The organism is Pseudomonas sp. GD03842 (assembly GCF_029841165.1).
Taxonomy (GTDB): Bacteria; Pseudomonadota; Gammaproteobacteria; order Pseudomonadales; family Pseudomonadaceae; genus Aquipseudomonas.
Genome location: NZ_JAOCEA010000002.1, coordinates 101,122 through 119,819 on the forward strand (window position 1 = coordinate 101,122; position 18,698 = coordinate 119,819).

15 protein-coding genes and 1 pseudogene are annotated in these 18,698 nt (G+C 60.7%); 11 read left to right on the top strand and 5 right to left on the bottom strand.

Annotated elements, in window-relative coordinates:
- Window positions 1–13: 13 nt before the first annotated feature.
- Window positions 14–445 carry a translesion error-prone DNA polymerase V autoproteolytic subunit gene (umuD, locus tag N5D61_RS03000; protein WP_279890703.1) on the top strand — a complete coding sequence of 144 codons (432 nt, stop codon included), beginning with the start codon at window positions 14–16 and terminating at the stop codon, window positions 443–445.
- The gene (locus N5D61_RS03005) at window positions 432–1,712 is read left to right on the top strand and encodes a Y-family DNA polymerase (protein ID WP_279890704.1); all 1,281 of its coding nucleotides are present in this window, start codon (window positions 432–434) and stop codon (window positions 1,710–1,712) included. The genes umuD and N5D61_RS03005 overlap by 14 nt, the downstream gene beginning before the upstream one ends.
- A 307-nt stretch (window positions 1,713–2,019) precedes the next feature.
- Here N5D61_RS03005 and N5D61_RS03010 read toward each other — a convergent pair whose 3' ends face one another.
- Window positions 2,020–3,699 carry a methyl-accepting chemotaxis protein gene (locus tag N5D61_RS03010; RefSeq protein ID WP_279890706.1) on the bottom strand — a complete coding sequence of 560 codons (1,680 nt, stop codon included), beginning with the start codon at window positions 3,697–3,699 and terminating at the stop codon, window positions 2,020–2,022.
- Between the two features lie 563 nt (window positions 3,700–4,262).
- Here N5D61_RS03010 and N5D61_RS03015 point away from each other — a divergent pair.
- From N5D61_RS03015 to N5D61_RS03030, 4 genes and pseudogenes are all read left to right on the top strand, one after another.
- Window positions 4,263–4,445, top strand: a pseudogene (locus tag N5D61_RS03015) (helix-turn-helix transcriptional regulator); the annotation flags it as partial.
- Between the two features lie 620 nt (window positions 4,446–5,065).
- Window positions 5,066–6,244: a GGDEF domain-containing protein gene (locus N5D61_RS03020; protein WP_279890708.1), complete on the top strand. Its 1,179-nt coding sequence runs from the start codon at window positions 5,066–5,068 to the stop codon at window positions 6,242–6,244.
- 137 nt (window positions 6,245–6,381) lie between these two features.
- On the top strand, window positions 6,382–6,645 hold the full coding sequence (locus tag N5D61_RS03025; RefSeq protein ID WP_146749678.1) for a hypothetical protein: 264 nt from the start codon (window positions 6,382–6,384) through the stop codon (window positions 6,643–6,645).
- 105 nt (window positions 6,646–6,750) lie between these two features.
- A complete protein-coding gene (locus N5D61_RS03030; protein WP_108239177.1) occupies window positions 6,751–7,749 on the top strand; it encodes a bile acid:sodium symporter family protein in 999 nt (332 codons plus the stop codon).
- A 110-nt stretch (window positions 7,750–7,859) separates the two neighbouring features.
- Here N5D61_RS03030 and N5D61_RS03035 read toward each other — a convergent pair whose 3' ends face one another.
- The gene (locus tag N5D61_RS03035) at window positions 7,860–8,303 is read right to left on the bottom strand and encodes a hemerythrin domain-containing protein (protein WP_108239298.1); all 444 of its coding nucleotides are present in this window, start codon (window positions 8,301–8,303) and stop codon (window positions 7,860–7,862) included.
- 209 nt (window positions 8,304–8,512) lie between these two features.
- Between N5D61_RS03035 and N5D61_RS03040 the strand changes: the two genes are divergently transcribed.
- The 3 genes from N5D61_RS03040 to N5D61_RS03050 all read left to right on the top strand — a co-directional run bounded on the left by N5D61_RS03040 (window position 8,513) and on the right by N5D61_RS03050 (window position 11,731).
- Window positions 8,513–9,454: an aliphatic sulfonate ABC transporter substrate-binding protein gene (locus N5D61_RS03040; RefSeq protein ID WP_279890711.1), complete on the top strand. Its 942-nt coding sequence runs from the start codon at window positions 8,513–8,515 to the stop codon at window positions 9,452–9,454.
- An 18-nt stretch (window positions 9,455–9,472) separates the two neighbouring features.
- Window positions 9,473–10,798 carry an LLM class flavin-dependent oxidoreductase gene (locus tag N5D61_RS03045; RefSeq protein ID WP_279890712.1) on the top strand — a complete coding sequence of 442 codons (1,326 nt, stop codon included), beginning with the start codon at window positions 9,473–9,475 and terminating at the stop codon, window positions 10,796–10,798.
- 213 nt (window positions 10,799–11,011) lie between these two features.
- On the top strand, window positions 11,012–11,731 hold the full coding sequence (locus N5D61_RS03050) for a dienelactone hydrolase family protein (protein ID WP_108239297.1): 720 nt from the start codon (window positions 11,012–11,014) through the stop codon (window positions 11,729–11,731).
- Between the two features lie 138 nt (window positions 11,732–11,869).
- On the opposite strand, the gene N5D61_RS03055 is transcribed toward N5D61_RS03050, so the two are convergent.
- Window positions 11,870–12,592, bottom strand: a complete 723-nt coding sequence (locus N5D61_RS03055; protein WP_108239174.1) for an SDR family oxidoreductase — start codon at window positions 12,590–12,592, stop codon at window positions 11,870–11,872.
- 68 nt (window positions 12,593–12,660) lie between these two features.
- Entirely contained in the window at window positions 12,661–13,848 is a 1,188-nt protein-coding gene (locus tag N5D61_RS03060) for an MFS transporter (protein WP_108239296.1), read from the bottom strand.
- Between the two features lie 234 nt (window positions 13,849–14,082).
- Between N5D61_RS03060 and N5D61_RS03065 the strand changes: the two genes are divergently transcribed.
- Both N5D61_RS03065 and ligD read left to right on the top strand, forming a co-directional pair.
- Entirely contained in the window at window positions 14,083–15,000 is a 918-nt protein-coding gene (locus tag N5D61_RS03065) for a Ku protein (protein WP_108239173.1), read from the top strand.
- 98 nt (window positions 15,001–15,098) lie between these two features.
- On the top strand, window positions 15,099–17,741 hold the full coding sequence (ligD, locus tag N5D61_RS03070) for a DNA ligase D (protein ID WP_108239172.1): 2,643 nt from the start codon (window positions 15,099–15,101) through the stop codon (window positions 17,739–17,741).
- A gap of 36 nt (window positions 17,742–17,777) precedes the next feature.
- Here the strand turns inward: ligD and N5D61_RS03075 are convergent, their stop codons facing one another.
- Window positions 17,778–18,698, bottom strand: a complete 921-nt coding sequence (locus tag N5D61_RS03075; RefSeq protein WP_108239171.1) for an AraC family transcriptional regulator — start codon at window positions 18,696–18,698, stop codon at window positions 17,778–17,780.

Below are 18,698 nucleotides of genomic sequence, written 5' to 3' on the forward strand. Positions count from 1 at the left end.
CAAGGCTTGCATCATGAGCGTCACGATCCTTGGCCCAGCGGCTTCCGGGGGCGAGCGGCTGCCCCTTTACTCTTTCCATGTGCCTGCTGGCTTCCCTTCGCCCGCGGCGGACCACATCGAGAAGCACATTTCCCTCGATGAGTTGTTCGACATCCGCGCGCCGCACGTCTACCTCTGCAAGATTGAGGGGGATTCGATGCAGGGGGCAGGGATCTACTGTGGCGACCTGGTCATCGTGGACCGCAGCCTGTACGCCGAGCACGGCGATATCGTCATTGCGGCGCTCAACACTGAACCTGTCTGCAAGCGTTTGCACATGCGCGGAAACGAAATCATCCTGCAGTCGGAAAATCCGAAATACCCGGCGCGGCACGTTATGGAGGGTGATGAGCTTGTGATTTGGGGCGTTGTGAAATATAGCGTTCGCGATCATGACAAGGCCTGAGCCCGTCTTCGCGCTGATCGACTGCAACAGTTTCTACGCGAGCTGCGAAAGAGTCTTCCGGCCTGACCTGGCCAGGACGCCCATCGTGGTGCTGTCAAACAACGACGGCTGCGTTATCGCCCGGTCCTACGACGCGAAACCTTTCGTGAAAATGGGTCAGCCGTATTTCCAGATCCGCGACCATCTGCGACGCAACGGTGTAGTCGCGTTCAGCAGCAATTACGCACTGTACGGCGAGATATCTGAGCGCGTCATGACGATTATTGAGTCGATGGTCCCTGCGACCGAGATTTACTCGATCGACGAGTGCTTCGCCGACCTGACAGGCATCCCAGGGGACCTGACCCGGTTTGGCCGCGAAATTCGCGCCCGAATCCTGAAGCACACCGGCATTCCGGTCGGCGTCGGTATCGCCCGCACGAAGACGCTGGCCAAGCTGGCTAACCACACGGCCAAGCGGCTGCTGGCGCACACCGGCGGGGTCGTCGATATTTGCGAGCCGTTTCGGCGCGATTGGACGTTGCGGAACACCGAAGTGGGTGAGGTGTGGGGCGTGGGCAAGCGCATGAGGGCGCATTTCGAAGCCATGGGGATCAAGACGGCGATGGACCTGGCCCAGGCCGATGCCTGGACGCTGCGGCAGAAATTCAGCGTGGTAATCGAGAAAACTGCTCGGGAGCTCGCCGGTACTCCGTGCCTGGAGCTCAGCGAGGCCGACCCGCCAAAACAGGAGATTTGCTGCAGCCGGATGTTCGGCACCCGCCAGAGTGAGATCGAGCCCATCAAGGAAGCGGTGGCCACATACACCCAGCGTGCGGCGGAGAAGCTGAGGGCACAGGGCTCGATGTGTAAGAAGATCAGGGTGAGCATCCGCACCGGGATGTTCAATCCGGAGGAAGCGAAGTACGCCAACGGCGCACTGGTTGAGCTGCCATACCCAACGAACGATGTCCGGCTGTTGACGAAGGCGGCGGTCGAAGCCGTGAACCGACTGTTCCGGCCTGGCTTCAAGTACAGCAAGGCCGAGGTGCTGCTAATGGATTTGCGGCAGCCGGGCGAATTCACTGAGGACCTGTTCGCGGCGTCTCAATCTGCCGCGGCAGGGAAGGTGATGGAGGTCTTGGATGAGATCAATGGAAGGTGGGGGCGGGGGACGTTGCGCGCCGCCAGCGTTCCGTCCGATCCGGCCTGGGCGATGCGGAGGGAGCTGATGAGCCAGAGCTTCACTACACGGCTCGATCAGCTCTGGACGGTCAAATGTAACTGAGGGGTATAGGTCGGCAGAACGCCAAAGGAGGGGGCTAAAACCGTTCCGAAACTAAAAGCGAGGCCCTTGCGGAATGCGGTGTACAGGCCGGTGATTTCAAAAAAGTATGGGAACTCCAATTGCATCCGAGGTCGCGGCCCGGTTGTTTTTCTATAACGGTCTTGAAAACCGGCGAACGTTAATAGCGTTCCCAGGGTTCGAATCCCTGGTTTCCCGCCACACAGATACAGAAAAGCCCTGCACATGCGGGGCTTTTTTGTTTTCACCGTTAGGGGCCGGGGGGGCTACGGGGCAGCGCTTTCAAGCGTCAGATCCTGAACTGCTTGATGGCGGCCTCCAGGTCTGCACTGAGTGACGACAGCTCCCGCGCGGTATCGGCGCCGCGTTGGGTGTCCTGCGCAACGGCCTCGATGGACACGGCGATCTGCTGGACGCTGCGGTTGATCTCTTCGGAGACGGCGGTTTGCTGCTCCGCCGCACTGGCGATCTGCGCGTTCATCGCGTTGATGGACGAGATCAGACTGGCGATTGCCTCCAGCGAGGTCATGGCGCGCACCGCCTGTTCGCGAGTCTTGCCGCCTGCTTCACTGGATTGCTGCATCGCACTGACCGTATTGACGGTCCCGGTCTCCAGCCGTCCGATCATCCCATGAATTTCCTTGGTGCTGTCCTGCGTGCGGCTTGCCAGCGCTCGGACTTCATCGGCGACGACCGCAAACCCGCGGCCTGCTTCACCGGCGCGAGCCGCCTCGATCGCGGCGTTGAGTGCCAGCAGATTGGTTTGCTCGGCGATGGCGCGGATAACCGCCAGCACCCCGGCGATCGCATCGACTTCGGTCTGCAGCTGAGTCAAGGACAAGCCGCTGGCGGTGAGGTTTTCCACCAGGCCATTGACGCTGTCGACGCTGGCGTTGACGACGGTCCCGGCCGAGGCGCCTTCGTTTTGTGCCTGGCTCGCGGCCCGGGCAGCTTGCTGAGCGTTCTGCGCGACTTGCAGGGCGGCGGTGGACATTTCATGGATGGCCGTGGCGACTTGATCGGTTTCCTGGCGCTGCAGGTCCATCGCCTTTTCTGAGCGTTGGGCCTGATCCGCGACATCCGCGACCAGCGTGTTCAGGCGATAAGTCATGCCTGCGACATGGCCGATCAAGCGGTGAATTTTGTCGACGAAACGGTTGAAGGCCAGGGCCAACTGCCCCAGTTCATCCTCGGCCGCAATGGGCAGGCGATGGGTCAAGTCCCCGTCTCCCGAGGCGATGTTGTTCAATTGCAAGCGGAGTTGGAGTAACGGCGAAAACAGCCGCTTGACCTGCCACGCAGCCAGCAAGGCCAACAGAATCGAGGCCACGATGCTCAGCGCGAGCACCTGCCAGACCAACTCTGAACGACGCGACTTCAGCTCGGCGGAAACCTGCGCCACCTGCGCGTCGATGTCGTCCAGGTTCACCGCGGTCCCGATCATCAGGTTCCACTTGGCGAGATAGAGGGCATAGCCGATCTTCGGGACAACCTTATCGCTGTTGGGGATGGGAAAACGGTAGCGCTGGTAGTGCGAACCTTCTTGGGCGACGCGCACCAGTTCGTTGATCACCGGCACGCCGTCGGGATCGCGGAAGTCGCGAAAGCTCTCGCCGATTTTGACGTCTTTGTCGGCCCAGAAAACCCTGACGCTGTTGGCATCGTAGCCAAAGTAGTAGCCGTCAGTTCCGTATTTCAGTTGTTTGAGGATGCTGACGGCTTTGTCACGAGCGGTCAGGTCTCCGGGGGAGGAGGCTTCGTAGAGGGCCGCGATAGCGCTCTGGGCAACCTGGACAGAGTGTTCCAGCGCACTTTTTCGGCTGGTGATCAGCGTGTTTCGCGTGTCGTTTACCTGGTCGTCAGCGGTTTTTTGAAGGAGAGTGACCGATAAACCAGCAATCAGGAAGGCGAGCAGGAGTGCGGGAGCGACGCAAAGTACCACCACTTTGCTACGGATGGACAGAGTCATTGTTCAATACCGGAATTGTTATTGGGGTGTCGGCAAACGGCACGATGATAGTCGCCATTTACTTGGCAGGATGCTCGTAATACTACGTAGAAGTCGGGCAGTGTTTGACTGCGGCCAATGACCCGCAGCCAGTGGTGGAAGGCGGGTATGCGGCCTGAGCGTTCACGTTTTCAGCTATCCGAACGCTTTACCATCATCGTTGCGGGGGCCACATGGCAGCGGATCTATAACGGACCAGACTTTTCATGATCGTGAGCGGCGCGAGCGTTGTTCGCTTGACGCTGCTTTCTTATTTATCCAGCTTTTTTGCCTTCAGTCGGAAACTCACCGAAAAAACCGGATAGCAAACCGCTGACTGTGTCTACGTTTTCCACTTATCACGCTTCCCGACCACTGGTCAGCTCTATTCGAAAAGTCATTTCGGCTATCCGTTTAAGAGTATTGTGGTTGGACAGCCAAGAGCGGCGCTGTTTCGCTCCAAGCTTAAATTGGACGCTTACACTCCAGCCCCCCATTGCATCTGCGGATGACACCGCGCAGGTGAATTCAGCAGGAGCAATAACATGGAACTACTCGGAACACGATTGAGAAACGAGCGTAAAAGACTGGGCCTCACCCAGTTGGCATTCGCAAAGATCGCCGGCGTCGAGCCAAATGCGCAAAGTCATTATGAAAAAGGGCTTCGCTTACCAAAGGCGGACTACCTCCAACGGGTCTGCGATGCAGGGGTGGACCTCCTGTACCTGTTTAACGCAGGTGAGCGCGACGCTGGGAAAGCTGGGCCCGGTTTGTCCTCTGTAGCATTCGCGCAACGTAGGCGCGAGGCATATCGTGAAGTCAATAAACCTGTCGATGCCGGTCTGATACTGGATGACCTTTTCCAGTCGCTGTCCTATACCACGCAAGTCATCGAGGACGTCGCGACCTGGTTTCAGCCAGCATACGGGGAGAGCCCGGGCGCCAGTTTCGCCTCTCAGGTCACCGAGTTCAGGAAGGACTCCCAGCGATTCATTGACCGTGCGTTGATGCATATCGCCAGTTCATCTTCATCCCCTTGATGGGTCCGGGCAAACGCTGAAATAGCCCTTGCATCGGCCGGGTGCAAGGGGCAGGCCACACTCCACACTCCACACTCGACCGCCACACAGCCTGACCACGTCCACCCCGGCGATGGCTGAATGTAGCCATCCCGCTCAATGAGGCCGCTGCCTCTCAGACACTCGGCCTATAACGTTTGGCTAGATGGCTGACTGCCCCGGCACACCCCTGGTGAATTCTCCAAAGCGGCTCGCACTTGCGGCACAGAATCTGCTACGGACGCATACAATGACGTCCCTCCCACGCTTTACAGAAAGACCAAGCAGTTATGGCGCTCGACCCAATTACCCTGTTGACCCTCTCAATCGCCTTGGCAGCCGCTGCCGCGCTTTACTTGGCTGCTGAGTGGCGCCATGTCAGAGAAACTTCACTGCTGTTCTGGAGCGCCGGTTTTGCGACGATCACCGTGGGGTCGACCCTGGCGCTCTTGCGCAGCAGCGGCATTTTGTTCATTGGCATCTGGTTCGCCAACGGTTTGCTGGTCACGGCGCACTTCTTGTTCCTGTTGGGCGTGGGACGCTTTACCGAGTCGAAACTCGCGCGAGGCTGGTACCTGATTTTCGCCGTTTGGGTGGGGATGTTGCTGCTGCCCGAGGCGCCGTGGTGGTCCAAGGTCATGCTGATGGTCAATTCGACGCTGGTGGCGTTGTTGATGTTCAAGGCCAGTTCGCTGCTCCGGCCCCACGGCAGGTCGCTGAGCGTGGGCGCGGGTCAGTTGCGCTATGTGTTGATGGGGCATGGGCTGTTTTACCTGGCCAAGGCCTTCACGGCAGGGCTGCCGGGGACCTTGATAGACCTCGCGGCATTTCGAGGGGAAATCATCCAGGTTTCGCTGGTGGAAGGTGCGATGGCAATCATGCTGATTGCCCTCTCGATGACGGGCTCGGAACGCTATCGCCGGGAAAAACGCATTGAACGTCTGGCGGCCCGCGACCCTCTCACCGCGCTGTACAACCGTCGTGCGCTGGAGGTCCGTGCACCTCGTTTGCTGGAAGACGTACGCGCCTTTCGCCTGGGTGCCTTGTTGTTGATCGACATCGATCACTTCAAGTCGGTCAACGACCTGCATGGTCACCTCTCGGGTGACCGCTTGCTGATCACCCTCAGTGAGATGGTTCGCTCGCTGTTGCCCAATGGAGCGCTGGCCGCGCGGTTGGGCGGCGACGAGTTCGTGATCCTGTTGAGCGACACGTCCCACGAGCAGGTCGATGCATTGAGTGGGGCGCTGCGCCAGCGCTTTCACGACGCGGCATCGGTGGCGTTCGTCACCCCTGAGGCGGTGACGTTGAGCATTGGTGCCATTCTGTTCGACACCCCTCCGACGAGCCTTGGCGCGTTGATCGAACAGTGTGACGCCGCGCTTTACGCGTCCAAGCGCGGCGGGCGTGACAGCACGCGGCTGGTGGATCGGACGAACTTGGCAGAGACCCTGCTGCCGCCCGTTTGACGAGTCGCCGTGCAACTGGTCCGAATTTTTGCGGCGCTCACGGCACTGGTCTGAACCTTGCTGTAACCCTGGGGCAGGCGGCGCGATCACCATTTTTTTGACGTGATGACACCCTGCATCATCCCCGCAGTCATGTATTGGCGCGCCTCGCGCGCGCCCTGGAGCCCGTCGTGAGTACCCTCTCGGAAATTGCAGCAAACCTGATGAAGCGTGAACGTATGGCCGAAGCGGCCAATGAAAGCCGTGTTGCATCGCAGGGGATGGGCTGGCAGGCGTTGATGGCGTTGTCGCAGGAGAAGGACATTCACCGGTGGCAGGCTGCGCTCAATCAAATGATCGCGCAAAATCCGGGAAAACAACGGGTCACCGTGTTGAGGGTGATAGAGGGCGGGCTGTCCTGATCAATCTGTCCTTTTGCCGCTATTCACGGACTCATTGGCGTTAGCCCGCACCTGTCTGAAGGCGTACAGTCGCAACACTGTCCATGCCTTGACCGGATAACGCCCATGAGTCGTCCTCGCTTTCTCCCCGATAATTTCACGTTGACGCTGATCGCTGTGGTGATCATTGCCAGTGTGCTTCCCGCCAGCGGCCAGGTCGCGGTGGGTTTCAGTTGGCTCACCAACATCGCGATCGCACTGCTGTTTTTCCTCCATGGCGCCAAGCTGTCCCGCGAGTCGATCATTGCAGGCGCCGGTCACTGGCGCTTGCATGTGCTGGTATTTGGTTTGACGTTCGTGATCTTCCCGCTGCTGGGGTTGGCGCTCAAGCCGGTTCTGTCGCCGCTGATCGGCAACGACTTGTACATGGGCATTCTGTATCTGTGCGCGTTGCCGGCGACCGTGCAATCGGCCATCGCCTTCACGTCGCTGGCCAGAGGCAACATTCCCGCTGCAATCTGCAGCGCTGCAGCCTCGAGCCTATTCGGGATTTTCATCACACCGCTTCTTGTCACGTTGCTGCTGAATGTTCATGGCGACGGCGGCTCGACCGTCGACGCGATCGTGAAAATCAGTATCCAGCTACTGCTTCCCTTCATCGCCGGTCAGATTGCGCGCCGCTGGATTGGCGGCTGGGTGGGGCGCAACAAACACTGGCTGAAATACGTCGACCAAGGTTCCATCCTGCTGGTGGTCTATGGGGCCTTCAGTGAAGCGGTCAACGAAGGTCTCTGGCACAAGATTCCGCTGTGGGACTTGGTCGGCCTGGTGGCGGTGTGTGGCATCGTGCTGACGCTGGTACTGGTCATCTCGACCCTACTGGGCAAGGCGTTCGGTTTCAGCCTGGAAGACCGCATCACCATCCTGTTCTGCGGGTCGAAGAAAAGCCTGGCGACCGGTGTCCCGATGGCACAAGTCCTGTTCGCGGGCAGCACCATCGGGGTGTTGATCTTGCCCTTGATGCTGTTTCACCAGATCCAACTGATGGTCTGCGCGGTTCTGGCTCAGCGCTACGCGAGAAGAACCGAATCGGTCCCCGAGCTCATGGCACAGGTCGATCCTTGAAGGCCTGACAGTCAACCGGCCATCCGGCACGTGTGCCGACACTCGGCTGATCAGGGCGGTGGCGTCTTCTTTCGTCGCCACCGCACCCACCTCGAAGCCGGCGGACGGTTTCACGCCTCGGCCAGTTGCTCCTCGTACTCTTTCACGTAGCGGCTCGCCAGCGTTTCTTTCTGTTGGTCGTCCAGCAGCTTCCCGGCCATCTGGAAGAATTTATGTTCTTCCTCCTTGAGATGGTGGTGCACCTTTTCCGACAGCTTTTTCGCGGTCGCCAGCCAGGCGGGACTGGACATGTCGGTCTCGTCGAGCTCTTCCATCATCTCGTCCATCTCATGGTGTTCCGATATGGCGTGTCGGCTGAGATCGACGCCGTTGTCGTAGGCCATGAGAGGAATGTAGAAAAAACGTTCTTCGGCAGTTTCGTGGGCTTGCAGCTCGGCCTTCAACTGCTCGTAGGCGTCGGCTCGCTCTTTCGTGTCGCCGTGGGTCTTGATCAAGGCATCGGCGTAGCCGCGCTGACGGTCATGGCTTTCTCTCAGGGCTTCAAAAATATTCACGATCACTTCCTCGGTCGGGCTCACCTCATCCTAGACCTCGCGGGGGTGTGAGGCGTTCCACTCGGTGCCCGGCATAAGCTTAGATCTATACGTTTCTTTAATAATTCTCCGCGGTTTTTATAATCAAAAATAACTTACATGGCCGGCACTCATGCCTTTCGGTGCTGAACGCGTCGGGCCCTTCTCTACAACCGCCCCCAAGGATCGTCATGCCCCTTCGTAAACTTTTCCTGGCAGCTGCTCTGCTGCTGACCACCGTGGCGGCGCAGGCCGAGCAGGTGATCGATATCGGTTACCAGCGCTCATCGACGCTCTGGATCTTGCTCAAGAATGATGGCCAGCTCGAACAACGCCTCAAGCCCTTGGGTTTTACCGTCAACTGGCATGAGTTCAGCAGCGGCCTGTTGAGTGCGATGAATGCGGGAAGTGTCGACCTGCACGCCGATGTGGCGGATGCCTTCGCGCTGTTCACCCAGGCTGCCAATACCCCGTTGACCTACTACGCCCGAGAGAACCCATCGCCGAGCGCGCAGGCGATCATCGTCCAGGACGCCTCACCCATCCGCACGGTGGCCGATCTCAAGGGCAAGCGGGTGGCGGTCTCCAAAGGTTCGGGCAGCAATTTTCTGCTGATTTCGGCGCTCAAGAAAGCCGGGCTGACGCTGGCAGACATCACACCGGTGTATCTGGAAGCGCCGGATGGCGTGGCGGCATTTTCCAGCGGCAATGTCGATGCCTGGGCCATCTGGGACCCGTTCCTGGCGACGCAGCAACGCGAACACCATGTTCGGGTGATTGCCGACGGCAAGGACGGCATCGCCAACTACAACCGCTTCTACGTCGCCAATACGCGCTTCGCCAAGGCTCACCCGGATGTGCTGCAAGTGGTGTTCGACACCCTTCGCCACACGGGGCAGTGGGTCAAAGGCCATCCCCAGGAAGCGGCCAAGAAGCTGGCGCCGCTGTGGGGCAACATCCCGCCTGAGACCGTGGAATTGGCCAACAGTCGGCGCAGCTACGACATTGTCCCGGTCAAGGTGGACCAATTGGCCGAGCAGCAACGCATCGCTGACTATTACTACGAGGCCAAGCTGATTCCCAAGCCGCTGACCATTTCCGATATCGCCGTCTGGACGCCCCAGGCTCACTAAGCAGGGCAGGAGAACTTCATGAGTCGCCAAATTCACCTGTCGGCCTTCCTGCTCAGTGGGCCGGTCATTCACAGCCACGCCGTCTGGCGCCACCCGGAAACCCTAGGCAATTACCTGGACCCCGAGTATTACAGCCGCACCGCCCAGGTGGTGGAGGAGGGGTTGTTCGACTTCCTGTTCTTCGCTGACCGCCTGGCCGTGGGCGACCAGATGGGCGGATCCCGCGACACTGCGCTGCGCTATGGCGCACAGGATGCCACCCGGCTGGACCCGCTGCCGATCCTCTCTTATCTGGTGAGCCAGACCCGCAAGTTGGGGCTGGGGGCCACTCGGTCGACCACCTATTACGAGCCTGCGCATATCGCCCGCGAGTTCGCGACGCTCGATCATCTGTCGAAGGGGCGTGCTGCCTGGAACATCGTCACGTCGATGAATGACAGCGAAGGGCGTTTGTTCGGCAAGGACAAGCACCTGGAGCATGACTTGCGATACGACCGCGCCGACGAATTCGTCGAGGTCGCGCTCAAGCTCTGGCGCAGTTGGGCGCCGGGCGCATTGAAACTGGACCGTGAAAACGGCGTATTGGCCGATCCATCGAAGATCATCTCCGTGCAGCACCAGGGTGATTGGTTCCGGGTGGAAGGGCCCTTGAATATTCCGCGTGGCCCGCAAGGCCGCCCGGTCTTGATTCAAGCCGGCTCGTCGGGCCGCGGGCGGCGTTTCGGGGCGCGATGGGCTGAGGCGATTTTCACCATTCATCCGCATTTGAAAGCCATGCAAGCGTTTCGCGAAGATGTCCGCGGCCAAGTGGTACAGCAAGGACGCAGCGCGGACAGTTGCAAGGTGTTGACGGCGGTGATGCCTTTTATTGGCGGCAGCGAAGCGGAAGCTCGAGCCAAGCGCGACAAACACAATGCGCTGGCGCGGCCGGAGTTGGGGCTGGTGACGCTGGCGTCGCAGTTGAACGTCGATTTGTCGCCCTTTTCCCTGTCATCGACGCTGGCAGAAGTCGCGCGAGCGCCGTCCATTCATCCGGCTGCCGCGGAAAAGCTGCTGATGCAGGGGGCCGACACCACATTGGAAGCATTGGGAAGGATCTTTGCCAGCAGCGTCCGCGTGCCGCAATTGGTGGGCACCGGAGCCCAGATCGCAGATCAGTTGGCTGAACTCTTCACTCAGGGCGGGTGCGATGGTTTCGTAATTTCCCCCGCCTATTTGCCGGGGTCGTTCAGCGAATTCGTCGAGAGTGTGATTCCGCACCTGCAGCGCAAAGGATTGTTCCGCACGGCCTACGAAGGCTCGACGTTACGCGAGCATTTGGGGCTGGCTGCACTCCAGGACTGACGCTGAAGGGTTGGGCCTCGAACGCCGCACGGACATTCTGCAGGGCGTGCTGACCTGATCTGAGCCCATGGCCGGGCCCGCCTCAGGTGTTCGTACAGGCCTATTGGCGGGCTGTACAGCTTCCCGACAGCCTTTACCCGTCGATTGCGGGCTGACATCCGATGCCTGCTGCGTATGATGGGCCCGACGTTTTCCTCAAAGGGCCCGTTTTCAATGAAGAGTTTTTTCGCCGCGTTGCTGTGCGTGTTCACAGGCTTCGCCCATGCCGCCCCGGCCTTGCTGACTGATCTGGCGTTACCCTATCTCGCCGCAGCCCCTGCCGACACCCATGACAAGCCCCTGATCATCTTCTTGCACGGTTACGGCAGTGATGAGCGTGATCTGTTCGGCATCAAGGACGAGTTACCCCGCGATTTCAGCTACCTGTCGGTGCGTGCGCCGTTGGAGGTCGACGGCGGAGGGTACAAGTGGTTCACCCAGGACACCGATCAAGCCGAATACGAGGGCGTGACCCGCGATGTCGACACGAGCACTGACCTGCTCAGGACCTTCATCGAACAGGCGACGGAGAAGTACCGTACGCAGCCGGACAAAGTGATCCTCGTGGGTTTCAGCCAAGGCGCCATGATGACCTACCAGATCGGCCTGCAACATCCGGAACTGGTGCGCGGGATCGCGCCACTGAGCGGGAAAATCCTTTCGGCGCTCAACGCCAGGCTGCAACCGGACGACCGCCTGAAGTCTCTGCGTGTCTTCATCGGGCATGGCCAGGCAGACAACCGCGTGCCGTTCACGGGTGCCACTGAGGCGCGGACCGTGCTCGAGAACCTGCTGATCAACCCTGCGTTCCACGCCTACCCTGGCGCGGGGCACACCATCACGTCCAATGAGGTGGAGGATCTGAAGGGCTGGATTGCCGCACAGTTGAAGTGACCACCGACGCTCGAAAGCGTCGGTGGTTTGCGCTCGCGCGTTAAAGACGCGGGCGGGCGGGAACGGGGGGAATACGCTGGCGCCTCTGATTCTCGCGCGGCGCCGCTACACGCCGAAGGCCTCGGGCGGTCCAATCCTTCAAAATGCGGCTTTGCCGACCGAGGCGCCCCCATCGACGAACAGGGTCTGGCCAGTAATGAAGCCGCTCTGTTCCGACAACAAGAAGGCGATGGCTGAGGCAATTTCTTCCGGCTGGCCGAACCGCCCCATGGGCACGCCGGCGAGGTAGCGTTTCTCGCCTTCGCTTCCCACGGGGTTGTTCTGCCGGAACAGCTCGGTTTCGGTCGGACCGGGGGCGACGGCATTGACGGTGATGCCCGTCTGCGCAAGCTCCAGCGCCCATGAACGAGTGAAGCTGATCAGTGCTGCCTTGGCGGCGGCGTAGGCGGTGCGCTGGGTAATCCCGAGCACCGTCAGGCTGGAAATATTGACGATGCGGCCCCAGCCTTGCTGGCGCATGTGCGGCAGCAAGGCCTGAGTGGCCAGCAGGGCCGAATGCAGGTTGACGCTCATCACCGCGTCGAAATCGTCTAGCTGGATCTGCCCCAGCGCCTGCGGGCGCACCAGGCCGACATTGTTGACCACGCCATCGAATGGATAATGCTGCGCCAGCTCGGCCAGGCCACAGCGGGTCTGATCCTTGTCGCTCAGGTCCATGGCTTTGAGGACGCCGGGGAAGGTCGGGTCGTCGGCGTGGCGGGCGATGCCCACCACTTGGTGGCCGGCGGCGACAAGGGTCTCGGACAACGCACGACCGATGCCTTTACTGGCTCCGGTGATGAGGAAAGTGCGGCGGGTCATGACATCACTCCTTGAACTGTGTGAAAGGTGCTGACCGGTTCAGGCCAATCACCTGTGAGAACCCCGTCTCATGCGGGGCGCGCGGCGGTGGCGTTTTTCAGGAAGGCCAATAGCGCCAGCAGTGGGAAAGCGCTGCCCGCGATCACGATCCAGCCCCAGCCGCCGTGGTCGTACAGGGCGCTGGCGATCACCGAGCCGATCGCGCCGCCGATGAAAATACTGGTCATGTACAACGCGTTCAAACGGCTGCGGCTTTTGGCATCCAGGGCATAAACGGCGCGCTGGCCGACCACCATGTTCATCTGCACACAGAAATCCAGCACCACGCCCGTCAACGCCATGCCGATGACCGCGTAGGCCGGTTCTACAAGGCTGGGAAGAAAACTCAGCGCCGCGAACAGCATGGCGCACAGACTGGCGACCCGGCTGTGACCCGCATCTGCCAGGCGGCCGGCAATCGGCGCTGCGACGGCGCCAATGGCCCCGACCAGTGCGAACAGGGCAATCTGGCTCTGGGACAACCCATGGTTGCGCGCCAGCTCCAGCGGCACGGCGGTCCAGAACAGGCTGAACGTGGCGAACATGCACGCTTGATAAAACGCGCGCTGGCGCAACACCGGCTGCTTGCGCAGCAGGGTCCACAGGGATGTGAGCAATTGCCCATAACGGGCGCTGTGGGTGGGTTGGTGTTTGGGGATGGTCGTTGCCAGTACCAGGGAAATGACCAGCATCACGACGGCCGCGGTACCGAACACTGCGCGCCAGCCGAGATGATCGGCGATCAGACTGGAGGCCGGCCGCGCCAGCAGAATGCCAAGCAACAGGCCACCCATGATGCTACCCACCACCCGCCCACGGCTCTCTTCGGGCGCCAGATGGGCGGCGAGGGGAATCAGGATCTGCACGGCCACTGAGCTGAAACCCACCAGCAGGGAAGCCAATAGAAACACATCGGGGGACTGGGAGAACGCCGCGCTCAGCAAGCTCAGGAGCGCCACGCCGGTGGTGACCATCATCAAGCGACGGTTCTCCAGCAGATCACCCAAAGGCACCAGGAAAAACAGCCCCAGCGCGTAGCCAATCTGCGTCAGCGAAACAATGAAGCTCGCCACGGTGCTCGACAGGCCGATATCGGGCGCAATCAGGCCAATGATCGGTTGAGCGTAATAGATGTTGGCGACGATCGCGCCGCAGCAAAAGGCGAACAGTGTCGCCAGTCCCTTCGTCATGGTAGTGCCGTGGGACGGATGAGGCATCGAAGTCATGAGCTACTCGGTTGACCGTGAGGGTGTCGACAGCTTGCGCCATCGGAAGACAAGGGTTGAGGACCAGAGGCTAACGCTTTTCCATAGCCTTAAGAAGGTCTAGCGAATCGATATGAGCTATGCCTGAAAGGAATGGCATGACCTCGTCGGGAGGGCGTCAATCGGCCGAAACTTTTCCACTTTCTGTCCGGTCATTCCTGTACACACCCCAAGGGAATTCAGGCAATGGCTCGGGCAATCTGGAAGGGCGCGATCAGCTTCGGACTGGTGCACATACCGGTGGCGCTGGTGTCGGCAACGTCCCATCAAGGGGTCGATTTCGACTGGCTGGACAAGCGCAGCATGGACCCGGTCGGCTACAAGCGGGTCAACAAAGTCACCGGCAAGGAAGTGACCAAGGAAAATATCGTCAAGGGCGTGGAGCACGAGAAGGGCCGTTATGTGGTGATCAGCGAAGATGAAATTCGCGCCGCCCACCCACGCTCGACTCAGACCATCGATATTTTCGGCTTTGTCGACAGCGCGGACATCCCCCTGCAGAACATCGATACCCCGTACTTCCTGGCACCCGACAAACGCGGCGAGAAGGTCTACGCTCTCTTACGGCAGACGTTAGTGGACACCGGCAAGGTGGCACTGGCCCATGTGGTGATCCGCACCAGCCAGCACCTGGCCGCCGTGATGCCGCTGGACTCGGCGATCATGCTGGTGCTGCTGCGATGGCCTGCCGAGGTGCGTGGGCTGGACAGTCTCGAATTGCCCAAGGAAGTGACCGACGCGAAGCTCAATAAAAGCGAGTTGGACATGGCCAAGCGGCTGGTCAAGGACATGAGCGCCGATTGGACACCGGACGCCGACGAGTACCGCGATCGTTTTCAGGAACAGATCATGGCGCTGGTTGAAACCAAGGCCCGGGAAGGCAAGATCGAAGATGTGGAAACCGACGCCGGTGAGGACGAGCGCAAATCCGCTGATGTCATTGATTTGACCGAATTGCTCAAGCGCAGTCTGGGCAGCCGTGGAGGCTCTTCCAAGGCAGAGGCCAAGACCAAATCTGCCGGCAAAAGCAAGGCAGCCGCCGACGAGGCAGGCCCCACCAAACGACGAGCGCCGGCCAGGAAGAAAACCACCAAAGCGTCCTGACGGACGAAGCCTTGCGTACAGCCGTGCGTTGGCATCGATCTGTGAAACGGCTCTGTGAAACGGCTCTTTGAAATAACGGTGCAGAGGTTGAATCGACCATGGCCAGACCCGTGAGTGAATACGCCCGCAAGCGCAACTTCGACATCACATCCGAGCCCCCCGAATCCGACGTCTCGGCCAGTGACGAGAAGGGCCGCGCATTGACCTTCGTGGTTCACAAGCACGACGCCCGCAACCTGCATTACGACTTTCGCCTGGAGCTGGACGGCACCCTCAAGAGCTGGGCGGTCCCCAAGGGGCCTAGTCTGGACCCCAAAAACAAGCGCCTTGCCGTTCACGTTGAAGACCATCCGCTGGATTACGGCAGCTTCGAGGGCCACATCCCGGAAGGCCAATACGGCGGCGGGGATGTGATCGTTTGGGACCGCGGCGTCTGGCAGCCCCATGGCGACCCCCGCGAGACGTACAAGGCTGGCAAACTCAAATTTACCCTGATCGGTGAAAAGCTCACCGGGGATTGGGCGCTGGTGCGCACTCACTTGCCTGGCAGCGGCGACAAGGAACAGTGGCTGTTGATCAAGGAGAAAGACAGCGCCGTGCGGTCAGCCGACGATTACGACATTGTGGTGGACAAGCCGCTGAGCGTGGTCAGTGGCGCCACGGTGGGTGACAAGCGCGCGACAGCCAAGACGAACAAGCGTAAGACGGCCGCCGCCGCACCAGCGGCAGCGGAGAAGAAGGCGTCCGGCAACACGGCGTCGCCCCGATCCTCGTCGGCCGGTTCATCGCCTGTTCCAGAAAAGTTTTCGCCGCAACTGGCCACCCTCATGGACACGCCGCCAGAGGGCGAGTGGCTGTACGAAATCAAGTACGACGGCTACCGGATCCTGGCAAGGATCATCGGTGGTGAGGTGCGGATGATCACCCGCAATGGCCATGACTGGACCGACCGTCTGCCCCTGCAAGCCAAGGCCATCAGCGAGCTGAACCTGGGTGATGGCTGGCTCGACGGCGAAGCGGTGGTGCTCAACGACGACGGCCTGCCGGATTTTCAGGCCTTGCAAAACGCATTCGACCGCGGCCGCAGTAACGACATCGTGTATTACCTGTTCGACGTGCCGTTCATCAATGGCGAGGACATCCGAGAGCGGCCGGTGGAAGAGCGCCGTGCGGCCCTAAAAAAGCTGCTGGGTAAACAGAAAAAAGGCCCGTTGCGCTTTTCTGAGGCGTTCTCTGCCAGCCACCGGGACATCATCGAGAGCGCCTGCTCGCTGTCCTTGGAAGGGGTGATTGGCAAGCGGGCGGGCAGCGCCTACCAATCTCGCCGCAGCCCGGACTGGATCAAACTCAAGTGCACGTTGCGTCAGGAGTTCGTGATCGTCGGGTTCACCCAGCCCCAAGGCACTCGCAGCGGCTTCGGCGCGCTGCTGCTGGCGGTCAACGAAGAGGGGGCCGGGTTGGTGTATGCAGGTCGAGTGGGCACCGGTTTCAACCAGAAAATGCTTGGCGAAATGGCCGAACGCCTGAAGGCGATGGAACAGGACACCTCACCTCTGGCGAAGAAACTCACCAGCGCCCAGGCGAAGGGGGTGCACTGGGTCAAGCCGTCGTGGGTGGGCGAAGTCCAGTTCAGCGAATGGACCCGCGAAGGGATCATCCGCCACGCCTCGTTCATTGCGTTGCGCAACGATAAGCCCGCGAGTGAAGTGGTGCACGAATACCCCAGAACGCCGAAGGACATCAAAGCCCCGTTCAAGCCCCGCGCCGGAAAGTCAGCCTCAGGCAAGACGAAAGCGTCCACCGAGCAGGCCAAGCCCGCGGGCAAGCGCTCAGGCAAAGACAAGATCGAGGTGGCGGGCGTCCCGATCAGTCATCCCGACCGGGTCATCGACAGCCAGAGCGGCTTGCACAAGATCGATCTGGCGCATTATTACGAGTCAGTCGCCGACTGGATCCTGCCTCATCTGGATCACCGGCCAGTTGCGTTGTTGCGTTGCCCGGAGGGCGTGGAGGGCGAGCAGTTCTTTCAGAAGCATGCCGATCGGCTGGCCATTCCTCATATCAAGCAGCTCGATCCTTCGCTTGACCCCGGCCACGCACGGTTGATGGAGATCGACAGTGTGCAGGCCCTGGTGGGCGCAGCGCAGATGGGCACGGTGGAGCTGCACACGTGGGGCGCGACCTACGACAAGATCGAGTTGCCTGACCACTTTGTCCTGGACTTGGACCCGGACCCCGCCTTGCCATGGCGCAGCATGATCGAAGCGACGCAATTGACCTTGTCGGTGTTGGATGAAATAGGGCTGGATGCGTACATCAAGACCAGTGGCGGCAAAGGCATGCACATCGTCGTCCCGCTGGCGCGCAAGGCCGACTGGGAGACCGTCAAAGCCTTCGCCAAGGCGCTGGCACAGTTCATCTCCCAACAACTGCCTGAACGCTTCACCGCCACCTCCGGCCCCAAGAATCGCGTGGGCAAGATCTTCATCGATTACCTGCGTAACTCACGGGGAGCGAGTACCGTGGCCGCTTATTCCGCCCGCGCACGTCCGGGCCTTCCGGTGTCGGTGCCGGTGACCCGAGAGGAGCTCACTGGCCTGAAATCTTCTGCGCAGTGGAACATCGGCAATGTGCTCAAACGGCTGCGCAAGCTCAAGGCCGACCCGTGGGCCGGGTACAAGAACACCCAACGGATCACCAAACCGATGTGGAAGAGGTTGGGGGTCAAAGCGCCGGGGTGACGCGTCGGTGCCAGGCCATGGCCGAGGTGGCACCCATCACCCCGATTTAACGCTCGCCAGACTGCGCCGCATCTGCCCCGGCGCCAGGCCATAGGTGTCTTTGAACACTTTGGCGAATGCCGCTTGTGATTGATAGCCCACTTCAGCGGCGATGTCGCTCAACCCGCTGCGCGACCGGCTGAGCAGCCCGAACGCCATCTGCATCCGCACTTGGGTCAACAGGACCCAGGGTGAGCTGCCGCTGACCTTGCTGAACGTGCGCATGAACGTTGCGCGGGACATGGTCGCCAGTTCCGCCAGGCCTTCGACGGTCCATTGGTGGGCAGGGTTGGCGAGCATCGCCTGCCAGGCGCGGCTCAGACGGCGGTCGCTCAACAAGGCCAGGCTGCCATTGCCCTGGGGCGACTGAGCCAGATGGGCACGCAGGACCAGCGTGAACAGCGCCGAGGTCAGCGCATTGACCATGTATTGGCCGCCCGCCTGATCCGTATCGGCTTCGCTGCGCAGCAAGGCGACCAGCGCGCCAAGCGCGTGCTCTGTGCCCAGTGCGTGAGTCGAAATCAACACGTGATCGGGCAGCGCCGAGAACAGCATGGAACCCTGTTGGTAGTGGAAGCTGCCGCACAGCAAATCGAGATCGGCGCCGTCGCCGAATCGCTTGACCTCCAACAAACCACCGGGCTCTCTGCGCGGCACTGACGGCATGACCCGCTTCCCAGGGCTGCGAAGGGCATGGGCCGCGCCTCCCGGTAGCACGAGGATGTCGCCCGCCACCAGCTTCACGTCGCGACGGTCTGGCAATTCAACGTGGCATTCACCTGCCAGGACAATGTGATAAGGCGCGGTACCCGGGGCTTCGGGGGGATGATCCAGCGCCCAGTCGCCCTGAAACTGGCAGCGCAGATCAAGGCTGCCCCGGACATCCGCGAGGGTAATGAGCGTGTCGATCGCGTTCAT

Coding starts and splice junctions, on each gene's coding strand:
- ligD (WP_108239172.1), top strand. CDS start 15,099: ATGGCCAGACCCGTGAGTGAATACGCCCGCAAGCGCAACTTCGACATC.
- N5D61_RS03065 (WP_108239173.1), top strand. CDS start 14,083: ATGGCTCGGGCAATCTGGAAGGGCGCGATCAGCTTCGGACTGGTGCAC.
- N5D61_RS03055 (WP_108239174.1), bottom strand. CDS start 12,592: ATGACCCGCCGCACTTTCCTCATCACCGGAGCCAGTAAAGGCATCGGT.
- N5D61_RS03030 (WP_108239177.1), top strand. CDS start 6,751: ATGAGTCGTCCTCGCTTTCTCCCCGATAATTTCACGTTGACGCTGATC.
- N5D61_RS03010 (WP_279890706.1), bottom strand. CDS start 3,699: ATGACTCTGTCCATCCGTAGCAAAGTGGTGGTACTTTGCGTCGCTCCC.
- umuD (WP_279890703.1), top strand. CDS start 14: ATGAGCGTCACGATCCTTGGCCCAGCGGCTTCCGGGGGCGAGCGGCTG.
- N5D61_RS03020 (WP_279890708.1), top strand. CDS start 5,066: ATGGCGCTCGACCCAATTACCCTGTTGACCCTCTCAATCGCCTTGGCA.
- N5D61_RS03060 (WP_108239296.1), bottom strand. CDS start 13,848: ATGCCTCATCCGTCCCACGGCACTACCATGACGAAGGGACTGGCGACA.
- N5D61_RS03045 (WP_279890712.1), top strand. CDS start 9,473: ATGAGTCGCCAAATTCACCTGTCGGCCTTCCTGCTCAGTGGGCCGGTC.
- N5D61_RS03040 (WP_279890711.1), top strand. CDS start 8,513: ATGCCCCTTCGTAAACTTTTCCTGGCAGCTGCTCTGCTGCTGACCACC.
- N5D61_RS03005 (WP_279890704.1), top strand. CDS start 432: ATGACAAGGCCTGAGCCCGTCTTCGCGCTGATCGACTGCAACAGTTTC.
- N5D61_RS03050 (WP_108239297.1), top strand. CDS start 11,012: ATGAAGAGTTTTTTCGCCGCGTTGCTGTGCGTGTTCACAGGCTTCGCC.
- N5D61_RS03075 (WP_108239171.1), bottom strand. CDS start 18,698: ATGAACGCGATCGACACGCTCATTACCCTCGCGGATGTCCGGGGCAGC.